The following is a 21,514-nucleotide window of genomic DNA, read 5'->3' as shown; positions in this document are numbered from 1 at the left end:
AACTAATCGTCAGAGTGGATTTGATCGAAAGGAAAAGAAAGGTCTGCTGCGGGGTGGGTAGCAGACCAAAACGGAGCACAATGAAAGAACTACAGGAGGACAGCCTGGCCGTTAATCCAGATGTTTTGCAGTAAAAGCTGCGGGTTAAGCGCATTCAGATTGGCGCGTTTTCCCACCGCCAGAGAGCCAAGTGAGTTCTCCAGACCGAGCATTTTTGCAGGATGCAGCGAAGCCATATGGATGGCATCCTCAGCGGCAACGCCAGCGCTGTTGACCAGATTGCGCACCGCCGCATCAAGCGAGAGCGTGCTTCCGGCAAGCCCGCCGCTTCCCGTTCTCACAATTCCATTTTGCATGGTCACCGGATGGCCACAAATCGAATAGTCGCCATCTGGCATTCCGGCGGCACTCATGGCATCGGTAATCAGCACGATTTGCGATTTCGCGCAGTGACAACAAATATTCATTACCGCGGAGTGAACATGGTGCCCATCGGCAATCAGTTCCAGCCATGCACGTTTATCGCTTAAGCCCGCTCCCACCATGCCAGGATTACGATGGTGCAGGCCCGTCATGCCGTTAAAGCAATGCACCAGCCCGTCGGCTCCGGCATCAAACGCCATTAGTGTTTCTTCATAACTGGCGGCACTGTGACCAAGCATCACGCGTACATCACGACTTTTCAGATGCTTGATGGCTTCCAGCGCTGCGGGTTTTTCCGGTGCCAGCGCAACCACCCGCAAGGTGTTTTGCGACACCTCTATCAACCTGTCCAGCTCGGCAATATCTAACTCGCGGAACAATTCTGGCGGATGAGCGCCTTTGTTCTGCGGTGTAAAATACGGCCCTTCAAGATAGCTGCCCAGTACACTTGCTCCAGGCCCGCCGTGATAATAGCGCTGCGCGATTCGCTGCAATGCCCGCTCGATATCCGCAAGCGGGGCGGTAACGGTGGTGGGCAGCCAGCCACCCACACCTTCACGCGCTTTGTGTATTGCCAGTCGCTCGAGGACGCCGGGGTCGTCATCCATCACATCAACCCCATCACCACCGTGAACATGAATGTCGATGTAAGCCGGGCAAAGCAGTTCAGCCTCACGCGCCAGGGTGCCGACAGGAATCGGCTCAATGGCGACAATCGTTTCGTTTTCAATGCGTAACTGGTGATCGTCCCGCCAGCCTTGTTCGGTCAGAACACGTCTGGCGCGCAGCAGCGTGGTCATATTCCTTCCTCAACCGCCTGCGCTTCACGGTAACGCCCCATTTCATCGACCAGGCTGGTTAGCCCACGATGGCCGCATTCCAGCGCCTGAAGACGGAACTCTTTGCTGCTCAGGCCGTCACGCTCCAGCACCATTTCCAGCAGCAGTTGCAGGTTGATGCCGGTAATGACTTCACGCCCTGGCTGCTCTAACGCCATGGTCGAAGCCACGCGGAACGGTGTGCCGCCGAGCAAATCGGTTAAAAATACCAGACCTTCGCTTTCATCTAGTGCACCGATCGCTTCTTCAAACTGCGCCGTCAGGAGAGCTGTTGAAGAGGTTTCAGGGAAATCAATGGCGATAAATTGTTCCTGCTCACCGAGGATCTGCTTCATCGCTTTTTCCAGCCCGGTGGCAAAGCCACCGTGACCGCTGAGAATAATACTTAACATATTGTTTTATCTCGCTTACAGGGACTAACTTACAGGAAGTGGGCAAACTTCCCGACAACACCCAGAACGACCGTGATACCGATAAGGCGCAGTGGGCTCCAGCCGCGGCGCACCAGCGCATACATGCACAGGGTATAAACAAGTGGCAAAAATGCCGGCATCAGTTTGTCGATAACATCGGTTTGCAGTTTCACCACCGCATCGCCCGCGGTGATTTCAAGCGTGGTAGAGAGGCGAACGTAGGTTGCGACCAGTGCGCCAATCACCGTCATCCCCACAATAGACGCGGCATGGCCGACTTTGCGAGTGTTGGCTTTAATCAGTGGGATGGCGGCCACACCCATGCGGTAAGCGTAATGTGCCAGGCCAAAACGCAGGCCGAGATGCACCACGTTAAACAGTACGATGAAGATAACTGCGCCAAGTATCGAACCTTGTAAGGCCAGGCTTGCCCCGATACCGCCGCAAATAGGCAGCAGGGTCAGCCAGAACATGGCGTCGCCAATCCCGCCCAGCGGCGCACCGACGGCAATTTTCGTGCTCTGGATGCTATTCACATCCTGCTTTGAGCGCTCCATCGCCAGGATAATGCCGATAACAAAGGTCACGAGGAATGGGTGAGTATTGAAGAATCCCATGTGACCTTTCATGGCGCGAGCCAGGTCGTTTTTGTTGGTATGGATTTTTTTCAGCGCGGGCAACAAACCGTAAAGCCAGCCGGATGCCTGCATACGTTCATAGTTAAAGGACGCCTGTAACAGCATGGAACGCCATGCCACACGGTTAATATCCTGCTTAGTCAGTTCTGCACCAATGCGCTGATCTTCATAGACATTGTCATTTTTATCGACCTCGGCGGTGTCAGCGACGTTAACGCCTGGCAGAGTCTGTTCGTTAGATCCCATCTTCAAATTCCTCTTGCTTGACGTGTGTAGGTTGCTGCGGTGCCGGGTCTTTGCGTAAGAAATCAATCAGCGCCATAGCTAATGCGGCGGCGGCAATCGCCAGCACGGGTAGTTTCAGCCAGGCGGCAGCCACAAAGCCGAGAATGAAATAAGGAATGTAGACATTCTTCATCATGATTTTCAGCAACACGGCAAAACCGATAGCTGGCATGATGCCGCCCGCCACGCCGAGGCCGTCAATCAGGCGAGCAGGTAGCAAGTCGATGGCGGTTTTGGCGTGTTCCGCGCCGAAATAAATAGGCAGGAAGGCGCACAAGAAATAGAAGATACCGAGCGCGAGCAATGCCAGATAATTCACGCGCTCAATGCCATCGGTGTCGGCGTTGGCCGCCATTCGATCGCAGCGCGCCATCACGCCGGACATGATTGAGAACAGGAAGGTAATCCCCATTTGCACGGCCACGGCGAACGGCACCGCAACACCGACGGCGACTTCAGGTTTTACACCCGTTGTGATGGCAAATGTGGTGCCAACAATAGTGCCGATAATCACGTTGGGTGGCTGTGCGCCTGCCAGTGGTGCAAGGCCCATCCACACCAGTTCCAGCGTACCGCCACACAAAATACCGGTATGAAGATCGCCAAGAATCAAGCCAACCAGTGGCCCCAGGACGACCGGGCGGTGCATGTGCGTTAGGCCGTTGAACATATCCAGACCCGCAATAAAGGCCAGAATACCCAACGCTAATGCCTGTAATAAGCTAATTTCCATAGAAAATCCCTCAGAGGAGTTTGTAGAGATCCTGCGCGGATTCCGTCGGCACACCCTGAACAAAACATTCCACTCCGGCCTTTTGTAGGCCATCAAAAGCAGCAATATCCTGGTCATCTATAGAGACGGTTTTCGCGATTTGTTTTTTGCCTTCTGCGTAGTGCATGTTGCCGACGTTGATCCGCGAAACAGGCACATCACCTTTTACTAACGTCAGAAAATCATTAGGGTTTTTGCAAACCAGAAGGATCTTCTGGCGGTCGGCTGCGCGGTGAATATTGTCGATAACTTTTTGCAGCGACCAGAAACGCACGGCAATTCCTTCCGCCAGAACCATCTCCATCAAATTTTGCTGTACCGTATCTTCGGCAACTTCGTCGTTAGCGACGAGGACGAGGTTTGCTCCGGAAAATCCGACCCATTGAACGCCTACCTGGCCGTGAATCAGTCGCTCATCAATGCGGCTTAATACAATGTTTGGCATGTTTTTATCCTCTTATTATCATTGTGTTAATGGAGATTTTTGTGTGCCCAGACAGGCACAATGGTACTGGTGCAACACGTCCTGGATATGGTCGATAATCAGCTCATGCGGCGTGGCCGCGATTTTTCCTTCACGGACCTTAGCGTATTGAAGTGGCAGATACTGACTGATGAGCGGCAAAGGAATAGATTCACCGGCCAGATTAGTAACGAGGTTTGAATATGCTTCATCAATGTCACGATCCGGCCAGTAATAGCGGACGCGGTCAGAGAAGCTGTAGCCACGTGCAAGACGGCAGTCGCTGGTATTGCCGTGATAATGGTGTTTCCAGTATTCAGGTTGCTCGAGCATGACGTTTTCCAGCACTTCCCGCAGCCCTGAGCATTTATGTGCCGGGCGTAGCTCATGCTCGATAGCGGCCAGTGAAAATAGCGCTTCACGCAGTGCAAAGGTCAGCGCCGGGCCGACTTTCAGAATCGCAAAGTGGTTCTGAACCAGTTGCTGCAATGCCTGCGGGGTCTGGTAATCGGTGGAATGCGCTTCAAATACCAGGGTGTCGAACGCTTCAATCATCTGGCTCAGGAAAAGTGATTTCTCCGGCTGATAATCGATAACCTGCGTGTGGTCGAACTCAACGCCAGGCTGAACGACCAGCCCAATAATACGTGGCCAGATATCGCTTAAACCTTGTAATTCAAAAGCGTGGCGGTGAGCTTCCAGCGTGGCTTTTGCAGCCTGCGGTGTTGTCACCGCTAATTCCGCCAGCGTTTCGTGTGCGCCGCCAGGCACCGGAACTTCAGTGCCAATAACGTAAACTAAATCGGACTCGCCGAATTTCTCAGCACAGGTTTGTTCGGCAATTTTCGCCAGTCTTGCGGCGCGCATCGCAACAATAGTATCGGTCAACGGCACTGGGTCATCAGCGCAGGACATACTGCAATCGAGATGGATCTTTTTAAAACCTGCGGTGACATAGCAACGAATCAGCTCATCTGCATTGCGCATGGCTTCTTCTGCGTTCAGTCCCTGCCAGCGGTTTGGGCCAAGGTGATCGCCGCCCAGAATCAGGTTTTCGCGTGGGAAGTGATACTGGTCTGCCATTGACTCGACAAACTCGCGGAAGTCTTGCGGCGTCTTTCCTGTGTAACCGCCATTCTGATCGACCTGGTTGGAGGTCGCTTCAATCAATAAGAGAGATTTGGCTTCTCTTGCATGGCGCATTGCCGCTTCGAGAACCATTGGGTGAGCGGAACAAACGGCAAAAATGCCACATCGTGAATCCTGTTTATGGTCGGCCACAAACGCGGTTAAATGTTTCACTTTCCTCTCCGTATGAGTTGGGGAACTATTTATCTTTCGATTTGTTTCATTTAATAGTGGTATATCGTGCGATAAAAACAAAACGAAAGATAATAGAATTGCGATCTGTTTCGCAAAAGAAACATAATGAAAGCCTATTTGACACAATGACAGTGAATGCAGCGGGCGATGTAAAGGCTTGCTTTCCGCGAAAAGAAAGGTGTTAATAGGCAAAGTGAAATGAAACGAAAGGTTTTATGAAAGGATCTATTATGAGCAATACCGACGCAGCAACGGACAAGCGTGTAACAGGTACAAGTGAAAGACGCGAACACATTATTCAGCGTCTTCGCCAGCAGGGAAGTGTGCAGGTTAATGATCTCTCTTCATTTTTTGGTGTTTCGACGGTGACGATCCGTAACGATCTGGCTTTCCTTGAAAAGCAGGGCGTGGCGGTGCGTGCTTACGGCGGGGCGCTGGTCTGCGATTCAGGGACGGCGGCGGTAGAACCGACGGTTGAAGATAAAAGCTCTCTGAATACTTCTCTTAAACGCAGCATCGCGCGCGTGGCTGCGGATCTTATTAAGCCTGGCCACCGCGTTATTCTTGACTCCGGCACCACCACTTATGAAATTGCACGCCACCTGCGCAACCATAAAGAAGTCATCGCCATGACTAACGGTTTGAACGTGGCGAATGCATTGCTTGAAGCGGAAGGCGTGGAATTGCTGATGACCGGTGGGCATTTGCGTCGCCAGTCGCTTTCATTCTACGGAGATCAGGCCGATCAATCGCTGCAAAACTATCACTTCGACATGCTATTCCTCGGCGTTGATGCCATCGATCTGGAACGCGGTGTTAGTACACATAACGAAGATGAAGCGCGCCTTAACCGCCGTATGTGCGAAGTGGCTGAACGCGTAATCGTCGTAACGGACTCCACGAAATTTAACCGCTCCAGCCTGCATAAGATCATTGATACCCAACGGATCCATATGGTGATCACCGACGCGGGTATTCCTGAAGAGAGCCTGAAAGGGCTGCGTAAAGGCGGCATTGAAGTGGTGTTGGTTGGCGATGTCTGATTGTAGAAGGGGTGGATGCTTGCGCTTATCTACCCTACAACCAGGGTTCTCCCGCCAATATGGCGGGAGAAATGGCGGGAGAAATGGCGGGAGAAATTTGTACTGGTTTTTTCTCTTACCCTGCCGCTAATTTATATCCCCGCAACCGGCTCACGCTCAGCGCGATGGCTAAAACCGTGGCGATGACGGCTACCCACAAGCTGATTTGCACGGCGCTGTTCTGCGCATAAAGCGACATAAACACGCCCACAAATGCCGCTCCGAGGCACTGGCCGAAGGTGCGCATTATTGCCAGCACGCCGGAGGCATAACCGCTGTTTTCGCGTGAGGCATTGGAGAGCATTTCTCGGTTGTTCGGGCTTTGGAAGCAGCCAAAACCGATTCCGCATAACAGGCTACGCAGGCAGATATCCCACGCCTGCGCGTGTTCCGGGAGCATCGCCAGCAATACCAGGCCAACCGCAAAAATGCTCAAGCCAATGGTGGAAATGATCGCCGCTGAATAGCGGTCGGCAAGACGCCCGGCATGGGGTGCAGCCAGAATAATGCCGATGGGCCACGGTGTGAAAAGCAGCGCTGAAACCAATGCGCTGTAGCCGTAGACGCTCTGGAACAGGAAGGGCAGTGCGATAAAGGTTATCCCCTGGCTGACAAAAGACGCCAAAGAAGTGAGTGCTGCCAGCGAGAATCGGGAAGTGGCAAACATCTTGAGCGGGAGCAGCGGTTTTGTGGCGCGGCGTTGAACCCAGATGAACGCCATTCCGGTGACAATTGCGATGCCACCGTAAATCAATGCGGTTATCAGGTCGCTATTTCCCTGATGTGTAAAGGCATCGGCGGCCATCACCAGCGCACCTAATGCGACGGCGGATAAAACGGCTCCGGCAAAATCAAACGGTTCGCGTGTTAATGCCGGATTATGGGGAACCGCGCGCAGAGTGAGTATCACAGCCATGATTCCCAACGGAATATTTATCGCAAACAGCCATTGCCAACTCAATGCCGAAAGTAAGGTTCCACCCAGAATAGGCGCGATGGCGGTGCTGGTGCCAATCAGTAATGCGTTCAGGCCGAGGATGCGTCCGAGCAGGCGGTTGGGGAAAACCGAGCGCAGGATTGCCGGGCCAATGCTTAAGGTCGCGGCACCGCCGATACCTTGTAATACGCGCATAATGACCAGCATTTCCAGTGATGACGACAGCGCACAACCGACGGATGCCAGAGTAAAAACGCTGAGTCCGAAGGTGAAGATGGCACGGAACCCAAGACGGCTGGAAAGTGCCGCAAAGATCGCCAGCGTCATCGCTGCGGATAACAAATAGCCGTTCGCCACCCAGACGGTAGCGCCGACGGAGGCGTTAAGTGAGCGGGCGATTTGCGGCAGCGCAATGTTAATCATCGAGCCGTCGAACACGACCATCGCTGCCATAGTCATCACTGCTACCATTGCTAAGCCGCGCTCGCGACCTGGTAATCCTTCATCGCCGGGTTGATCGGTAAATAACGCCATCGGTTAAAGTTCTCTTTCGCAGGTTGATGGCGCAAATATAGCGGTGCCTAAGATGTGGCGGAAGATGCAGCATTTGCATTAATAACCTGCACCAAACGCCTTCTCTGGTTACTATGACGTTATGAACGAACCCGATCTGAACTTACTGATTGCTTTAGATGTGCTTCTGGCGGAAGGAAGTGTGGCGAGTGCTGCGCGCCGTCTGGGCTTAAGTGCCTCAGCGATGAGCCGCACGTTAAGTCGGCTTCGTGCCACCACCGGCGACCCGCTACTGGTGCGCGCCGGGCGTAACATGGTGCTGACACCTTATGCCGAGGAGATCCGCGAGCGCACGCAAAATGCGGTGTTTGAAGCGCGGGCGATACTGCGCCCGTCTTCAAGCGCGCTCAATCTTGCCACGCTTGAGCGCAGTTTTACTCTGCGGACTAACGCCGGGTTTATCGAGATTTTTGGTGCCGCATTGATTGCCGCGGCTGCTGCTGTCGCGCCTTTAGTGCAACTGCGTTTTATGCCCAAACCGGAGAAAACAGCGAAGTATTTGCGCGAAGGTTTGATTGACCTTGAGGTCGGCGTGCTCGGTGAGATGGGGCCGGAAATACGGCTCACCACGCTGTATCGCGATAAGTTTGTTGGTGTGGTCAGGAAAGGGCATTCGCTGGAACAGTATGGGGAAATAACGGCTGCGAAGTATGCTGCGTTGGGGCATGTGGTGGTTTCCCGCCATGAACGTGGAACCGGCCCGGTGGATGTATTGCTGGCTGAGCTTAATTTAGAACGCAAGATTGTGGCGATGGTGCCGGGCTTCCCTGCGGCGCTGGCGGTGGCGCAAGCGTCTGATTTGGTGGCGTTGGTTCCGGCGACGTTTTTGTTAAATCAGCCTGGATTGAATGGGAACTCAGGGGAAGCGAGATTGTTTGTTTTTGAGTTGCCGGTGAAAACCAATGAGATTACGGTGTCGTTGATGTGGCATCCACGTTCGGAAGCCGACCCCGCGCATCAATGGTTGCGGCAGTTGGTGTTGAAGGTTTGTCGCCAGAAATTGCCGGGATGAGGCTGGTGTTGGATGGCGCTGCGCTTATCCAACCTACAAAATCGGTAGGGCGGATAAGCGTTGGCGTCATCCGCCATTTTTCAAAAAATCAGGTCACCGGCGCTGGGTTAAACACCGCCAAAGCATTGTGCAGCCCCCACTGATCCGAGAAGGTTTTCTTGCGTCCACTCGCGACATCAAGAATAAATTTGAACAATTCCCAGCCGACATCCTCAATGGTCGCTTCACCCGTGGCGATAGTACCGGCGTTGATATCCATTAAGTCGTACCAACGGTTTGCCAGGGCGGTACGGGTGGCCATTTTAATCACCGGAACCGCAAGCAAGCCGTATGGTGTGCCGCGACCGGTGGTGAACACTTGCACCGTAATGCCCGATGCGACCTGTTGCGTGCCGCAGACGAAATCACTGGCCGGTGTTGCCGCGAAAATGAGGCCGCGTTTGGTTGGGCGTTGCCCTGGAGAAAGCACTTCAACAATCGAGCTTTGCCCTGATTTGGCAATGGAACCGAGCGCTTTTTCCACTACGTTTGCCAGGCCACCTTTTTTGTTGCCCGGTGATGGGTTGGCGCTGCGGTCGGTTTTACCCATATCGAGATAGTTGTCGTACCATTCCATCTCTTCAAGCAGGCGTTTGCCGACTTCTTCATTGATGGCGCGTGGGGTTAACAGGTGAATGGCGTCGCGCACTTCGGTGACTTCAGAGAACATCACCGTGCCGCCGCAGCGTACTAACAAGTCAGAGGCAAAACCTACTGCCGGGTTAGCCGTCACGCCGGAGAACGCATCGCTACCGCCGCACTGCATACCGACCACCAGGTCAGACGCCGGGCAGGTTTCGCGCTGGCGCTGGTTCAGTTTCACTAAGTGGCGCTCAGCGACCGTCAGAATGTCGTCGACCATTGATTTAAAACCGACGTGGTGTTCGTCTTGCAGGCGCACAATGCTGGCATCGCTAACGTTAATCGCTTGCACGTCGTCGGTGCCTTCGAGCAGGCGCTCAGGCTGCAATTTTTCGCAGCCGAGGCCAATCACCATAATTTCGCCGCCAAAGTTCGGGTTCAGAGAAATATTATGGATGGTGCGAATCGGGATAACCGCTGCAGGGGCGTTGATCGCCACGCCACAGCCATAAAGGTGGTTCAGGCCGACCACGCCATCAACATTCGGGTAGCGCGGTAGCAAATCACGTTCAATAATTTTGATGACATAATCCACCACGCCAGCAACGCAATGGACGCTGGTGGTGATGCCAAGCAGGTTCTTGGTACCGACACTGCCGTCTGCATTGCGATAACCTTCAAAGGTATAACCTTCCAGCGGCGGCAAAGGTTCCGGTACTTTGGTCGCTAATGGCAGCGTGTGGAGTGGTGGCGCTTTTGGTAATTCCACCAGTGATTCGTCAATCCAGCTACCGCGTGGAATATCACGCACCGCGTAACCGATCACTTCACCATAACGGACGATTTCACCGTGTGCGGGAATATCAATCAGTGCAGCTTTATGGCCTTGCGGGATATGTTCGATTAATTCCAGACCATCCGGGAAACGCGTACCGGCTTTCAGGCCGTTATCATTAACAATAATAGCGACATTATCTGTCTCATGAACTTTTATATAAAAGGAGCCAGGGGGTTGTTGTTTAATTTCTATATTTGACATTGTCGCTATTCTCCAGAATTTTTCTAATCGTGACTTCTCACAAGCTAAATAAAGAATGTCAGTCCGTGAGAAATAAAAATGTGAGCGAGATCACTTTATATTGTGACGCCTAATCTGGAGGGGTGGGCAATCAATGAAATTGTGCAATACCCCCCACAAACATGTGCATAGGTTTAACTATTTATTGTTTTTCATGTCATTAATTGGGCAGATGCCTAATGTCCATTGAGTTACTGATGGCTATACTGTGTTGCATATATTAAGCAGTGCCATCCCGAAATATAATTTATTAATATCTTATTAAATAAAAATCCTTGAATAAAGTACCCGCAACAGAGGATGTGAAAAATGATTTTGGATACAGCCATTGAGTCTAAAAAAGGTAAGCATACGCGATACCTAATATTATTAATTATCTTTATTGTGACGACGATTAACTATGCGGATCGCGCCACACTTTCTATTGCAGGTACTGAAGTTGCTAAAGAATTACAACTCAGTGCAATCTCAATGGGTTATATTTTCTCAGCATTTGGCTGGGCTTACCTGCTGATGCAAATCCCAGGCGGCTGGTTGCTTGACCGCTACGGTTCGAAGAAAGTCTACACTTACAGCCTGTTCTTCTGGTCGCTGTTTACCTTTATGCAGGGCTTTGTCGACATGGTACCGCTGGCGTATGCGGGTATCTCCATGTTTATCATGCGCTTTATGCTCGGTTTCTCTGAAGCACCTTCTTTCCCGGCGAACGCCCGTATTGTTGCGGCCTGGTTCCCCACCAAAGAACGCGGCACCGCATCTGCGATTTTTAACTCTGCACAGTATTTCTCGCTGGCGTTGTTCTCTCCATTACTCGGTTGGCTGACCTTTGCCTGGGGCTGGGAACACGTGTTTACCGTAATGGGCGGTATCGGTTTTGTGCTGACTTTCCTGTGGGTGAAGTTTATCCATAACCCGACTGACCACCCGCGTATGTCAAAAGAAGAACTGGATTACATCACTAAAGGCGGCGCAGTGGTCGATATGGACCACAAAAAACCAGGTGCCGTGGTTGAGGGGCCAAAACTTCATTACATCAAACAATTACTGACTAACCGCATGATGCTGGGCGTGTTCTTCGGTCAGTACTTTATCAACACCATTACCTGGTTCTTCCTGACCTGGTTCCCGATTTACCTGGTGCAAGATAAAGGTATGTCGATTCTGAAAGTGGGGATGGTGGCTTCTATTCCGGCTCTGTGTGGCTTCGCTGGCGGGGTGTTGGGCGGCGTATTCTCAGATTCGTTAATCAAACGCGGTTACTCACTGACTGTTGCTCGTAAGATACCGATTGTGCTCGGAATGTTGCTGGCTTCCACCATCATTCTTTGTAACTACACCGACAGTACCGCGCTGGTTATCGCGCTGATGGCATTCGCTTTCTTCGGTAAAGGTTTTGGTGCCCTGGGCTGGCCGGTTATTGCCGACACGGCTCCAAAAGAGATGGTCGGTCTGTGTGGTGCGGTCTTTAACGTGTTCGGTAACGTGGCTTCTATCGTGACACCACTGGTGATTGGTTACCTGGTTTCTGAGCTTCACTCCTTCAATGCGGCGCTGATCTTTGTTGGCTGCTCGGCGCTGATGGCAATGGTTTGTTATCTGTTCGTAGTTGGCGACATTAAACGATGGAATTGCAGAAGTAATTCTCTCAACAGATAACTGAATAAATAAGGGCAACAGATGAATAACAACGTTTTCCCCAACAAATTCAAAGCGGCACTGGCAGCACATCAGACGCAAATCGGTTGCTGGTCTGCACTGGCAAACCCTATCAGTACTGAAGTGTTGGGGCTGGCAGGGTTCGACTGGATTGTGCTGGATGGCGAACATGCGCCAAACGACATCACCACTTTTATCCCGCAACTGATGGCGTTAAAGGGTAGCGAAAGTGCGGCGGTGGTTCGTGCACCAACTAACGACCCGGTGGTTATCAAGCGCTTGCTGGATATTGGTTTCTACAACTTCCTGATTCCGTTTGTGGAAACCCAGCCGGAAGCGGCGCTGGCGGTGTCTTCAACCCGCTATCCACCGGAAGGGATTCGCGGCGTGTCTGTTTCGCATCGCGCCAATATGTTTGGCACCGTGCCGGACTACTTCGCACAGTCCAACAAGAACATCACGATTCTGGTGCAAATTGAAAGCCAGCAGGGAGTGGATAACGTTGATGCGATTGCCGCGACTGATGGCGTGGACGGCATTTTTGTCGGGCCAAGTGATTTGGCGGCGGCGTTGGGCCATTTGGGTAATGCCTCGCATCCGGAAGTGCAACATTGCATCCAACACATCTTTGCTCGTGCTAAAGCGCACGGTAAACCGGCCGGGATTCTGGCACCCGTTGAAGCGGATGCGCGCCGTTATCTGGAATGGGGCGCCACCTTTGTGGCCGTTGGCAGCGATTTAGGCTGCTTCCGCTCTGCAACGCAGAAACTCGCTGATTCTTTTAAAAAATAACCACCATTTAAAGAGAGAGACTGAATTATGACACTGAAAGTTGGGTTTATTGGCCTGGGTATCATGGGCAAACCAATGAGTAAAAACCTCATCAAAGCTGGTTATTCGCTGGTGGTTGCCGACCGTAATCCAGAGGTTATTGCTGAAATTATTGCAGCGGGTGCCGAAACCGCAGCCACGCCTAAAGATATTGCCGAGCAGTGTGATGTGATCATCACCATGCTGCCTAACTCCCCGCATGTGAAAGAAGTGGCACTGGGCGCGAACGGTATTATTGAAGGGGCAAAACCGGGCACTGTGGTTATCGATATGAGTTCTATCGCGCCACTGGCAAGCCGTGAAATCAGCGAAGCGCTGAAAGCCAAAGGTATCGACATGCTGGATGCACCGGTCAGCGGTGGCGAGCCAAAAGCTATCGAAGGTACGTTGTCTGTGATGGTTGGCGGCGACAAAGCGATTTTTGACAAGTATTACGACCTGCTGAAATCCATGGCCGGTTCCGTGGTGCATACCGGCGATATCGGTGCCGGCAACGTCACCAAACTGGCAAACCAGGTGATTGTAGCGCTGAACATTGCGGCGATGTCTGAAGCGCTGGTACTGGCGACCAAAGCAGGTGTTAACCCGGAGTTAGTCTTCCAGGCGATTCGTGGCGGTCTTGCGGGCAGCACCGTTCTGGAAGCGAAAGCGCCGATGGTGTTGGATCGTAATTTCAAGCCAGGTTTCCGCATCGATCTGCACATTAAAGATCTGGCGAATGCGCTGGATACCTCCCACGGCGTTGGTGCCCAATTGCCACTGACTGCGGCAGTGATGGAGATGATGCAGGCGCTGCGAGCCGATGGGCACGGTAACGATGACCATAGCGCCATCGCGTGTTACTACGAAAAACTGGCAAAAGTAGAAGTCGCCAGGTAATCAATCGTAGGGCGGACAAGCCATGCGCCCCCGCCAATAATTGGTGGATGACGCTTGCGCTTATCCCCCCTACAAAACTCGGCCCTTAAGTTTTTGGCATGGACACATTATGAAAATCGTAATCGCACCCGACTCTTATAAAGAAAGCCTCTCAGCTGTTGATGTGGCGAAGGCCATTGAAAAAGGATTCCGTGAGATATTTCCTGATGCAGAATATATATCGGTCCCGGTTGCAGATGGCGGGGAAGGTACGGTCGATGCCATGATCAGTGCGACACAAGGCAAAAAAATCACCACAACAGTGACCGGGCCGTTGGGCGAACCGGTGAGCGCATTTTGGGGAATGTCCGGCGACGGCAAGACGGCGTTTATCGAAATGGCTGAAGCCAGCGGACTTGCGCTAGTACCGCTCAAAAACCGTAACCCATTGATTACTACATCACATGGTACTGGCGAGCTGATTTTACGCGCTCTGGATAACGGTGCGCGCAACATTATTATCGGCATCGGCGGTAGCGCAACAAACGACGGTGGCGCGGGCATGGTGCAGGCGCTGGGCGCGAAACTGTGTGACGCAACGGGCAAAGAGATTAGCCACGGAGGTGGCAGTTTAATGAGCCTGAACACTATTGATATTTCAGGCCTCGACACCCGTTTGGCAGATTGCGTGATTAACGTGGCCTGCGATGTGACGAATCCTTTAATTGGCGATAACGGCGCTTCACGTGTCTTCGGGCCGCAAAAAGGGGCTGACGAAGCGATGATCGTTGAGCTGGATGCCAACCTTGCCCACTTTGCCGATGTAATTAAAAAAGATTTACATATTGATGTGAAAAATGCGCAAGGCGCGGGTGCCGCGGGTGGCATGGGCGCGGCTTTAATGGCGTTCCTTGGCGCAGAATTACGCAGCGGCGTTGAGATTGTGACCGAAGCTCTGCACCTTGAAGAACACATTCATGACTGCTCGCTGGTGGTGACCGGCGAAGGGCGTATGGATAGCCAGAGTATTCGTGGCAAAGTCCCGGTAGGTGTGGCAGCCGTGGCGAAAAAGTACCGTAAACCGGTGATTGGTATTGCAGGTTCACTGACCAGCGATGTGGCGATAGTCCATCAACATGGCATCGATGCAGTGTTCAGTGTGCTCAACAGTATTGTTACGCTGGAAGAAGCGTTGAAAAACGCATTCGACAATATTTATCGTGCGTCGCGCAATATTGCGGCAACGGTGGCGATAGGTATCAATACCACCCGTTAGCAGGGGTGACAGGGGCGGGTAAAACCTCTATACTTCGCGCCGAAGCTGACCAGACAGTCGCCGCTTCGTCGTCGTCCTTCTTCGGAAGGAGACAGGCGGAGGGGAGGAAAGTCCGGGCTCCATAGGGCAGGGTGCCAGGTAACGCCTGGGGGGGTAACCCACGACCAGTGCAACAGAGAGCAAACCGCCGATGGCCCACGCAAGTGGGATCAGGTAAGGGTGAAAGGGTGCGGTAAGAGCGCACCGCGCGTCTGGTAACAGTTCGCGGCACGGTAAACTCCACCCGGAGCAAGGCCAAATAGGGGTTCATAAGGTACGGCCCGTACTGAACCCGGGTAGGCTGCTTGAGCCAGTGAGCGATTGCTGGCCTAGATGAATGACTGTCCACGACAGAACCCGGCTTATCGGTCAGCTTCAACCATTCAGGAACGCCCCGCACAGTGTAAATTGTGCGGGGCGTTTTGCTATGTGTGTTTTACCACCCTCACCCTGGCCCTCTCCTGTGGGAGAGGGTTGGGGTGAGGGCAAACAATTGCCATAATACGAACCTCGCCATCACCGGATTCCACACCGCCATGATCAAATCCCTGTATATCGACAACTACCGTTCCGTGCGCAAGCTTTCCATCGATCTCGAACGGCTGAACGTGGTTTTTGGTCCTAATGGCTGCGGTAAATCCAACATTTATAAAGCAATCCATCTGATTCACGGGGCGGCGATGGGGCAGTTGTCGCATTGGTTATCGGATGAAGGCGGTATTCAGAAAGTGATGTGGGCGGGCGATCGCGCCAAAGGGTATGCCAGTGCGCCGCGCCGCATGACACTGGCGGTAGATACCGACGATTTTGAGTATGAAGTGCAGGTCGGCTTCCCTGATAAACTGCCGTATCCAACCATGTTTGATCTCGATCCTATTGTTAAAGAAGAACAAATTTGGCTGAGTGGTTTCCGCCGTCGCCCTTCATCTTCCATTATGCACCGGCGTAACCAGGCAGTTTTTCTCAATGATGTGAACGGTGAGAAGGTGACGCATGCCGCCACACTCTACGAAAACGAATCTTTGTTCGGCCAGTTAGGCGAGCCGCATCTTTATCCTGAAGTTTCCAGCGCACGGGAAATACTGCGCAACTGGCGTTTCTACCACGAATTCGACATTACCAAGGGGGCCGGATTGCGTTTGCCGCAGGTCGGTTATCGCTCACCTGTTCTGGGCGGTGATGGTTTGAATTTGGCCGCGGCTTTCCAGACCATCGTTGAAATAGGTGATAGCGAATTACTGTTTGCGGTGCTGGATGAAGCGTTCCCTGAATGCACATTTTTCTGTGATAACAGGAACGGGCGTTTCCAGATGATGATGCACCGACAGGGGATTAATCGCCCGTTGGAGTCGGCTGAATTTTCTGACGGAACATTACGATTCCTGTGCCTGACCGTCGCGTTGCTTAGCCCCCGACCGCCACGTTTTATTGCCCTCAATGAACCGGAAAACAGCCTGCATCCACAGATGTTGCCCGCACTGGCACGTTTGATCGCACAAGCGAGTCGCTACACGCAGATTTGGTTAACCAGCCACTCGCCAGAACTGGCGACGCTTATCGAGAGGCATACGCCGTTTACGCTGTATCAATTGGCGATTGAGAACGGAGAAACGCGCGTTAACCGGCTTTCCTGATAATTTGCTGTAACCGCATGGCGAAATGGTAGATAAAAAATCTAAACCTTAACCATATGGATACAATAAACAGTGATTAATTCTGAATCGCCGTTGCAGTGTGAGGTGAGTCAAAATCTGGTGGCCATATTGTCACACCGCATTAACCTCACGAGTTGCGCCAGCTCACATTCGCGGTGGATGGGTAATTTCCTTTAAAGCAAAACACTCAAAACAAATACTTTAAAAACAATGAGTTAATTTTTTAGCGATACCTTTCCAATAACTCTTTTCTACCAAATTAGCAAAATACTGCAGGAAATATGCAGATTTACCTCTAAACGGAGAAAAATTTACTCTTTTGTTTGGCTTCCTCTTGAGGAGTAGCAAATTTTTTCTCCGCTACCCGCGCTATCCTTTTCTCATTCTAAATACACGTCCAGAACACCGATCTCGTTTTTCGAGTATCTGGTCATCACTCTGTATTGAATATTCACGATTAAAACCTACAAATATAAGCGAGCACTTTATGGAAACGGGAAGCATTACTGCGGTTAATATTCCAGCATCCGGTCGAGCAGGAATGACAGAAAGTGAATGGCAGGCCGCGACAAAATTCGATAGTAAAGATGTCGGCTGGGTAATTATGAGTATCGGGATGGCGATTGGTGCCGGAATAGTCTTTTTACCAGTACAAGTCGGATTAATGGGGTTGTGGGTATTTCTGCTCTCCTCAATAGTAGGATATCCGGCAATGTATTTGTTCCAGCGTCTCTTTATTAATACCTTAGCGGAATCACCGGAATGTAAAGATTACCCTAGTGTGATTAGTGGTTATTTAGGTAAAAACTGGGGGATATTATTAGGCGCTCTCTATTTTGTTATGTTGGTTATTTGGTTGTTCGTTTATTCTACTGCCATTACTAATGATAGTGCCTCTTATTTACATACTTTTGGCGTGACCGAAGGGCTGTTATCAGATAATCCTTTTTATGGGTTGGGACTGATTTGTGTTCTGGTCGCCATTTCTTCACGAGGCGAGCAGCTTTTATTTAAAATCTCAAGCTTCATGGTGCTGGCAAAGCTTTTGGTTGTCGCGGCATTGGGTTTCTCAATGATTGGCATGTGGCACTTGCACAACACCGGGATGCTGCCGCCAATGGGGATGCTGATTAAGAATGCGATCATTACCCTGCCATTTACATTGACCTCTATTCTGTTTATTCAAACATTAAGCCCGATGGTGATTTCGTATCGCTCAACAGAAAAGTCCCGGGAAGTGGCTCGTTTTAAAGCGTTGCGTGCCATGAATATTGCCTTCGGTATTCTTTTCGTGACGGTGTTCTTTTATGCAGTTTCTTTCACGCTGGCAATGGGGCACGACGAAGCTGTAAAAGCCTATGAGCAAAATATTTCGGCTCTCGCTATCGCTGCCCAATTCATTGACGGCGCTTCGGGCGCGTGGGTCACTGTCGTTAGCGTAATGCTCAATATCTTTGCAGTCATGACGGCATTCTTTGGTGTTTATCTTGGTTTCCGTGAGGCAACACAAGGTATCGTTATTAATATTTTACGTCGCAGAATGCCAGAAGAAAGAATAAACCAAAAATGGGTGCAGCGCGGAATTATGTTGTTCGCCATTTTATTGGCCTGGAGTGCGATCGTCCTTAACGCACCAGTATTAAGTTTTACCTCAATCTGTAGCCCAATATTTGGCATGGTTGGTTGTTTAATTCCTGCATGGCTGGTTTATAAAGTACCAGCACTGCACAAATATAAAGGTGCATCGCTGGTGATTATCATTATTACCGGGTTGCTGTTATGTGTCTCTCCATTCCTGGCGTTCTCCTGATTCGCAGGTGTTTGTATTGTAGTTCTCAGTATTAAGGTTAAAAAAATGACAAATACAGAAATGAACCCTGCGTGGGCAGAGTTAATCCGTGCGGTAAAACAAAATGTGAAGCCAGCAGTAGGGTGTACGGAACCCGTTTCACTGGCGCTGGCAAGCGCACTGGCTGCCTCGCATTTGGCCGGGAGAGTGATTCGAATTGAGGCCAAGGTTTCACCTAATCTGATGAAAAATGGCATGGGAGTTACCGTTCCTGGAACGGGAATGGTGGGTCTACCTATTGCCGCCGCAGTGGGTGCATTGGGCGGCGATCCGCTGGCGGGGTTAGAAGTTCTCAAAGGTGCGCCAGTAGAGGCGATTGCCGCCGGGAAGTTGCTGTTGGCAAGTGGCAAAGTGACGGTGACAATTCAGGAACTTTGTGAGGAAATCCTCTATACCCGCGTTACGGTCTATACCGCAGAAGAGTCAGCGACGGTGGTGATATCTGGCGAACATACCAGGGTAAGCCGTATCGAAAAGGACGGAGCGGTATTGTTCGATGCGCAAGGGGAGGCTAAGCCCGTTGACAATGAGCAGGCGTACCATCTGGAGCGATTTAACCTCGAGCAGATTGTTGAGTTTGCCCAGAGCGTTCCGTTTGACGATATAGGTTTTATTCTTGATGCCGCGTTGCTCAACGGTGAACTGTCGCGCGAAGGATTGCGGGCGCAATATGGTTTGCATATTGGTTCGACATTAAGCCGCCATCGCGATCGCGGTTTAATGGCTAAGGATCTGTTAAGTGACATAATGATCCGTACTTCGGCGGCATCTGATGCGCGCATGGGGGGGGCTTGTCTGCCTGCAATGAGCAACTCAGGTTCTGGTAACCAGGGGATTACGGCGACGATGCCGGTTGTGGTGGTAGCCGAGCACCTTGGTTGCGATAGCGAGCGGCTGGCGCGTGCGTTGATACTGTCGCATCTGACCGCTATCTACATTCACCATCAGTTACCTACGTTGTCGGCATTGTGCGCAGCAACGACGGCCGCGATGGGTGCTGCGGCAGGGATAGCCTGGTTAATTGACGGAAGTTATCAGAGTATCTCGATGGCAATCAGCAATATGATTGGTGATGTTAGTGGGATGATTTGCGATGGCGCATCAAATAGCTGTGCGATGAAAGTGTCGACCAGTGCTGCTTCGGCATGGAAAGCGGTACTGATGGCGCTGGATAATACTTCGGTCACGGGGAATGAAGGTATCGTTGCTCATGATGTAGAGCAGTCGATAAGCAATCTGTGTGCACTGGCAAGCCAGGCAATGCAGCACACAGACCGTCAGATTATTACGATTATGGCTAACAAAGTTGCCTGATATCCCTAAGCTTCTTCTTCAGCCATCTCGGTCAGGCGGACGTCCGCTTCGATAACAATGGCTTCCAGCTCGTTCAACATTTCGTCGTAGCTGAGTTCGGGTTCAGCGGTTGCCGTGATAATGGCAACCGCTGCCACAGGTGACGGCGCTGCTTTTTTTGTACTCTTCCGGGTAGCCAGTTTTTTACTCACAAATAACTCCTGTTGGTCAGACTTTGGCACTGGTCAGACCGGTAAATCTATCAGCAATGCACGCAGTGGAGTATCTGCAACCAACGTTATGTTAGCTTCGTCACGGATAAAAGCGCCATCGCCGCAGGTAAGCCCTTCTTTTTGCTCGGCAGATGTAACTGCATGAACTGCACCGTGAATCGACTGCAAATAAGCTCGCGGGCCATGTAACTGGAAACTCAATTGCTGGCCTTTCTCCAGTTCAATTTGATGGACCCACACTTGCTGGCGCAATTGCAGGCTCTCTTTGCTGCCATCCGGCGAGGCCAGCAATTGCTGCGGCTGGTCTGTCAGGCTGATTTTTTGCACCAATGGGTTTTCACGCTCCGGGCAGGCATCCAGCCACAACTGCATACGCGTCAGCGAGTTCTCTTTACTGAGGTTATGCTCGCTGTAACTCAGCCCAGGTTGGGTGGAAAGCAGCAACGCTTCACCTGCTTTCGCCTGAACATGGTTACCTTCGCTGTCGCGGTATTCCGCTTCGCCTTCGAGAATCAAATTGAGGATATCGACCTTCGGATAAGTTCGCGGCTGGAATGAAGCGCCAGGTGCCAGGACTTCCTGATTGAGTACGCGCAACGATGCATAGCCCAGCAATTTCGGGTCAAAATAGTGACCGAAAGAAAACGTATAGCGTGCCTGCAGCCATCCGTAGTCCGCTTTTCCGCATTGTTTGGCAGTTCTTGGCGTAATCATAATTTCATGGCCTCTTTTTACACTAGGCCCATGGTAAAACTCTGGACGTCGCATTGTTAGCTAGTTAATCTGCTCGGTATGTTCAAATTTCCTGAATGAGAACGAGATGGCTAAAGAGAGAGCATTGACGCTGGAAGCACTGCGGGTCATGGACGCAATTGACCGGCGCGGGAGTTTCGCCGCGGCTGCTGATGAGCTAGGGCGTGTGCCGTCAGCGCTGAGTTACACCATGCAGAAGCTTGAAGAAGAACTGGATGTGGTGCTGTTTGACCGTTCGGGCCATCGCACAAAATTTACCAATGTCGGGCGCATGTTGCTGGAGCGCGGGCGAGTTTTGCTCGAAGCGGCTGAAAAACTGACGACCGATGCTGAAGCACTAGCTCGTGGCTGGGAAACGCATCTCACCATCGTGACTGAAGCGCTGGTGCCAACGGCGAAGTTGTATCCGTTAGTCGAAAAACTTGCAGGTAAAGCGGACACCCAGTTATCGATCATTACGGAAGTTTTGGCGGGTTCATGGGAGCGTTTGAATCACTGGCGCGCGTCGAGCAAATCCTTGGCCAGCACCGCTATTTAACCGGTGACCAACTGACTGAAGCCGATATTCGCCTGTGGACGACACTGGTACGTTTCGATCCTGTGTACGTCACC

General features: G+C 51.7%; 19 protein-coding genes, 1 other RNA gene and 2 pseudogenes. 12 read left to right on the top strand and 10 right to left on the bottom strand.

Translation table 11 applies throughout. From position 1 onward, the window contains the following. Positions 1 to 89 precede the first annotated feature (89 nt). From nagA to kbaZ, 6 genes are read right to left on the bottom strand one after another with little or no spacing between them, the layout of a single operon-like run. Complete coding sequence (gene nagA, locus MES37_RS17345) at positions 90 to 1,223, bottom strand: N-acetylglucosamine-6-phosphate deacetylase (RefSeq protein ID WP_133522818.1); 1,134 nt, start codon at positions 1,221 to 1,223, stop codon at positions 90 to 92. Next, positions 1,220 to 1,654: a PTS galactosamine/N-acetylgalactosamine transporter subunit IIA gene (agaF, locus tag MES37_RS17340; RefSeq protein WP_064540471.1), complete on the bottom strand. Its 435-nt coding sequence runs from the start codon at positions 1,652 to 1,654 to the stop codon at positions 1,220 to 1,222. The genes nagA and agaF overlap by 4 nt, the downstream gene beginning before the upstream one ends. A gap of 29 nt (positions 1,655 to 1,683) precedes the next feature. Then, positions 1,684 to 2,559, bottom strand: coding sequence for a PTS N-acetylgalactosamine transporter subunit IID (gene agaE, locus MES37_RS17335; RefSeq protein ID WP_064540468.1), 876 nt, complete (start codon positions 2,557 to 2,559; stop codon positions 1,684 to 1,686). Beyond that, positions 2,549 to 3,331, bottom strand: a complete 783-nt coding sequence (gene agaW / locus MES37_RS17330) for a PTS N-acetylgalactosamine transporter subunit IIC (protein ID WP_034492995.1) — start codon at positions 3,329 to 3,331, stop codon at positions 2,549 to 2,551. The genes agaE and agaW overlap by 11 nt, the downstream gene beginning before the upstream one ends. A gap of 10 nt (positions 3,332 to 3,341) precedes the next feature. Then, positions 3,342 to 3,815: a PTS N-acetylgalactosamine transporter subunit IIB gene (gene agaV, locus MES37_RS17325; RefSeq protein ID WP_034492996.1), complete on the bottom strand. Its 474-nt coding sequence runs from the start codon at positions 3,813 to 3,815 to the stop codon at positions 3,342 to 3,344. An 18-nt stretch (positions 3,816 to 3,833) separates the two neighbouring features. After that, complete coding sequence (gene kbaZ, locus MES37_RS17320; RefSeq protein WP_237932152.1) at positions 3,834 to 5,135, bottom strand: tagatose-bisphosphate aldolase subunit KbaZ; 1,302 nt, start codon at positions 5,133 to 5,135, stop codon at positions 3,834 to 3,836. 251 nt (positions 5,136 to 5,386) lie between these two features. Between kbaZ and MES37_RS17315 the strand changes: the two genes are divergently transcribed. Then, on the top strand, positions 5,387 to 6,199 hold the full coding sequence (locus MES37_RS17315) for a DeoR family transcriptional regulator (RefSeq protein WP_064540462.1): 813 nt from the start codon (positions 5,387 to 5,389) through the stop codon (positions 6,197 to 6,199). Positions 6,200 to 6,314: 115 nt separating this feature from the next. On the opposite strand, the gene MES37_RS17310 is transcribed toward MES37_RS17315, so the two are convergent. Then, positions 6,315 to 7,709 (bottom strand): MFS transporter, encoded by a 1,395-nt coding sequence (locus tag MES37_RS17310; RefSeq protein ID WP_237932150.1) that lies wholly within the window; start codon positions 7,707 to 7,709, stop codon positions 6,315 to 6,317. A gap of 121 nt (positions 7,710 to 7,830) precedes the next feature. Between MES37_RS17310 and MES37_RS17305 the strand changes: the two genes are divergently transcribed. Then, positions 7,831 to 8,760 carry a LysR family transcriptional regulator gene (locus MES37_RS17305; protein ID WP_121814424.1) on the top strand — a complete coding sequence of 310 codons (930 nt, stop codon included), beginning with the start codon at positions 7,831 to 7,833 and terminating at the stop codon, positions 8,758 to 8,760. Between the two features lie 88 nt (positions 8,761 to 8,848). On the opposite strand, the gene garD is transcribed toward MES37_RS17305, so the two are convergent. Then, positions 8,849 to 10,420 (bottom strand): galactarate dehydratase, encoded by a 1,572-nt coding sequence (gene garD, locus MES37_RS17300; RefSeq protein ID WP_237932148.1) that lies wholly within the window; start codon positions 10,418 to 10,420, stop codon positions 8,849 to 8,851. Positions 10,421 to 10,768: 348 nt separating this feature from the next. On the opposite strand from garD, the gene MES37_RS17295 reads away from it, so the two are divergent. The 8 genes from MES37_RS17295 (at position 10,769) to MES37_RS17260 (ending at position 19,937) form a co-directional block, all read left to right on the top strand. Continuing rightward, positions 10,769 to 12,115, top strand: a complete 1,347-nt coding sequence (locus MES37_RS17295) for an MFS transporter (protein WP_237932146.1) — start codon at positions 10,769 to 10,771, stop codon at positions 12,113 to 12,115. Positions 12,116 to 12,136: 21 nt separating this feature from the next. Beyond that, on the top strand, positions 12,137 to 12,907 hold the full coding sequence (gene garL / locus MES37_RS17290) for a 2-dehydro-3-deoxyglucarate aldolase (protein ID WP_237932144.1): 771 nt from the start codon (positions 12,137 to 12,139) through the stop codon (positions 12,905 to 12,907). A 27-nt stretch (positions 12,908 to 12,934) separates the two neighbouring features. After that, on the top strand, positions 12,935 to 13,825 hold the full coding sequence (garR, locus tag MES37_RS17285) for a 2-hydroxy-3-oxopropionate reductase (protein ID WP_064540445.1): 891 nt from the start codon (positions 12,935 to 12,937) through the stop codon (positions 13,823 to 13,825). 109 nt (positions 13,826 to 13,934) lie between these two features. Further along, complete coding sequence (gene garK / locus MES37_RS17280) at positions 13,935 to 15,080, top strand: glycerate 2-kinase (RefSeq protein WP_064540442.1); 1,146 nt, start codon at positions 13,935 to 13,937, stop codon at positions 15,078 to 15,080. A gap of 41 nt (positions 15,081 to 15,121) precedes the next feature. Continuing rightward, positions 15,122 to 15,500: RNase P RNA component class A (rnpB, locus tag MES37_RS17275), an RNA gene on the top strand. 155 nt (positions 15,501 to 15,655) lie between these two features. Further along, positions 15,656 to 16,753, top strand: a complete 1,098-nt coding sequence (locus MES37_RS17270) for an AAA family ATPase (protein ID WP_237932142.1) — start codon at positions 15,656 to 15,658, stop codon at positions 16,751 to 16,753. Positions 16,754 to 17,261: 508 nt separating this feature from the next. Further along, positions 17,262 to 18,584: an amino acid permease gene (locus MES37_RS17265; RefSeq protein WP_064540437.1), complete on the top strand. Its 1,323-nt coding sequence runs from the start codon at positions 17,262 to 17,264 to the stop codon at positions 18,582 to 18,584. Between the two features lie 45 nt (positions 18,585 to 18,629). Next, on the top strand, positions 18,630 to 19,937 hold the full coding sequence (locus MES37_RS17260) for an L-cysteine desulfidase family protein (RefSeq protein ID WP_133522825.1): 1,308 nt from the start codon (positions 18,630 to 18,632) through the stop codon (positions 19,935 to 19,937). 5 nt (positions 19,938 to 19,942) lie between these two features. On the opposite strand, the gene MES37_RS17255 is transcribed toward MES37_RS17260, so the two are convergent. Beyond that, positions 19,943 to 20,128 carry a hypothetical protein gene (locus MES37_RS17255; protein WP_064540432.1) on the bottom strand — a complete coding sequence of 62 codons (186 nt, stop codon included), beginning with the start codon at positions 20,126 to 20,128 and terminating at the stop codon, positions 19,943 to 19,945. A 33-nt stretch (positions 20,129 to 20,161) separates the two neighbouring features. Next, the gene (locus MES37_RS17250; RefSeq protein WP_064540644.1) at positions 20,162 to 20,863 is read right to left on the bottom strand and encodes a pirin family protein; all 702 of its coding nucleotides are present in this window, start codon (positions 20,861 to 20,863) and stop codon (positions 20,162 to 20,164) included. A gap of 106 nt (positions 20,864 to 20,969) precedes the next feature. On the opposite strand from MES37_RS17250, the pseudogene MES37_RS17245 reads away from it, so the two are divergent. Further along, a pseudogene (locus MES37_RS17245) lies at positions 20,970 to 21,407 on the top strand (LysR family transcriptional regulator); the annotation flags it as partial. Further along, positions 21,389 to 21,514, top strand: a pseudogene (locus tag MES37_RS17240) (glutathione S-transferase C-terminal domain-containing protein); the annotation flags it as partial. The pseudogenes MES37_RS17245 and MES37_RS17240, both read left to right, overlap by 19 nt.

The sequence above is a fragment of the Buttiauxella sp. S19-1 genome (genome assembly GCF_022134725.1).
Lineage (GTDB): Bacteria > Pseudomonadota > Gammaproteobacteria > Enterobacterales > Enterobacteriaceae > Buttiauxella > Buttiauxella ferragutiae.
Note: the sequence above shows the minus strand (reverse complement) of the source record. Positions and strands in the feature narration are given on the sequence as shown.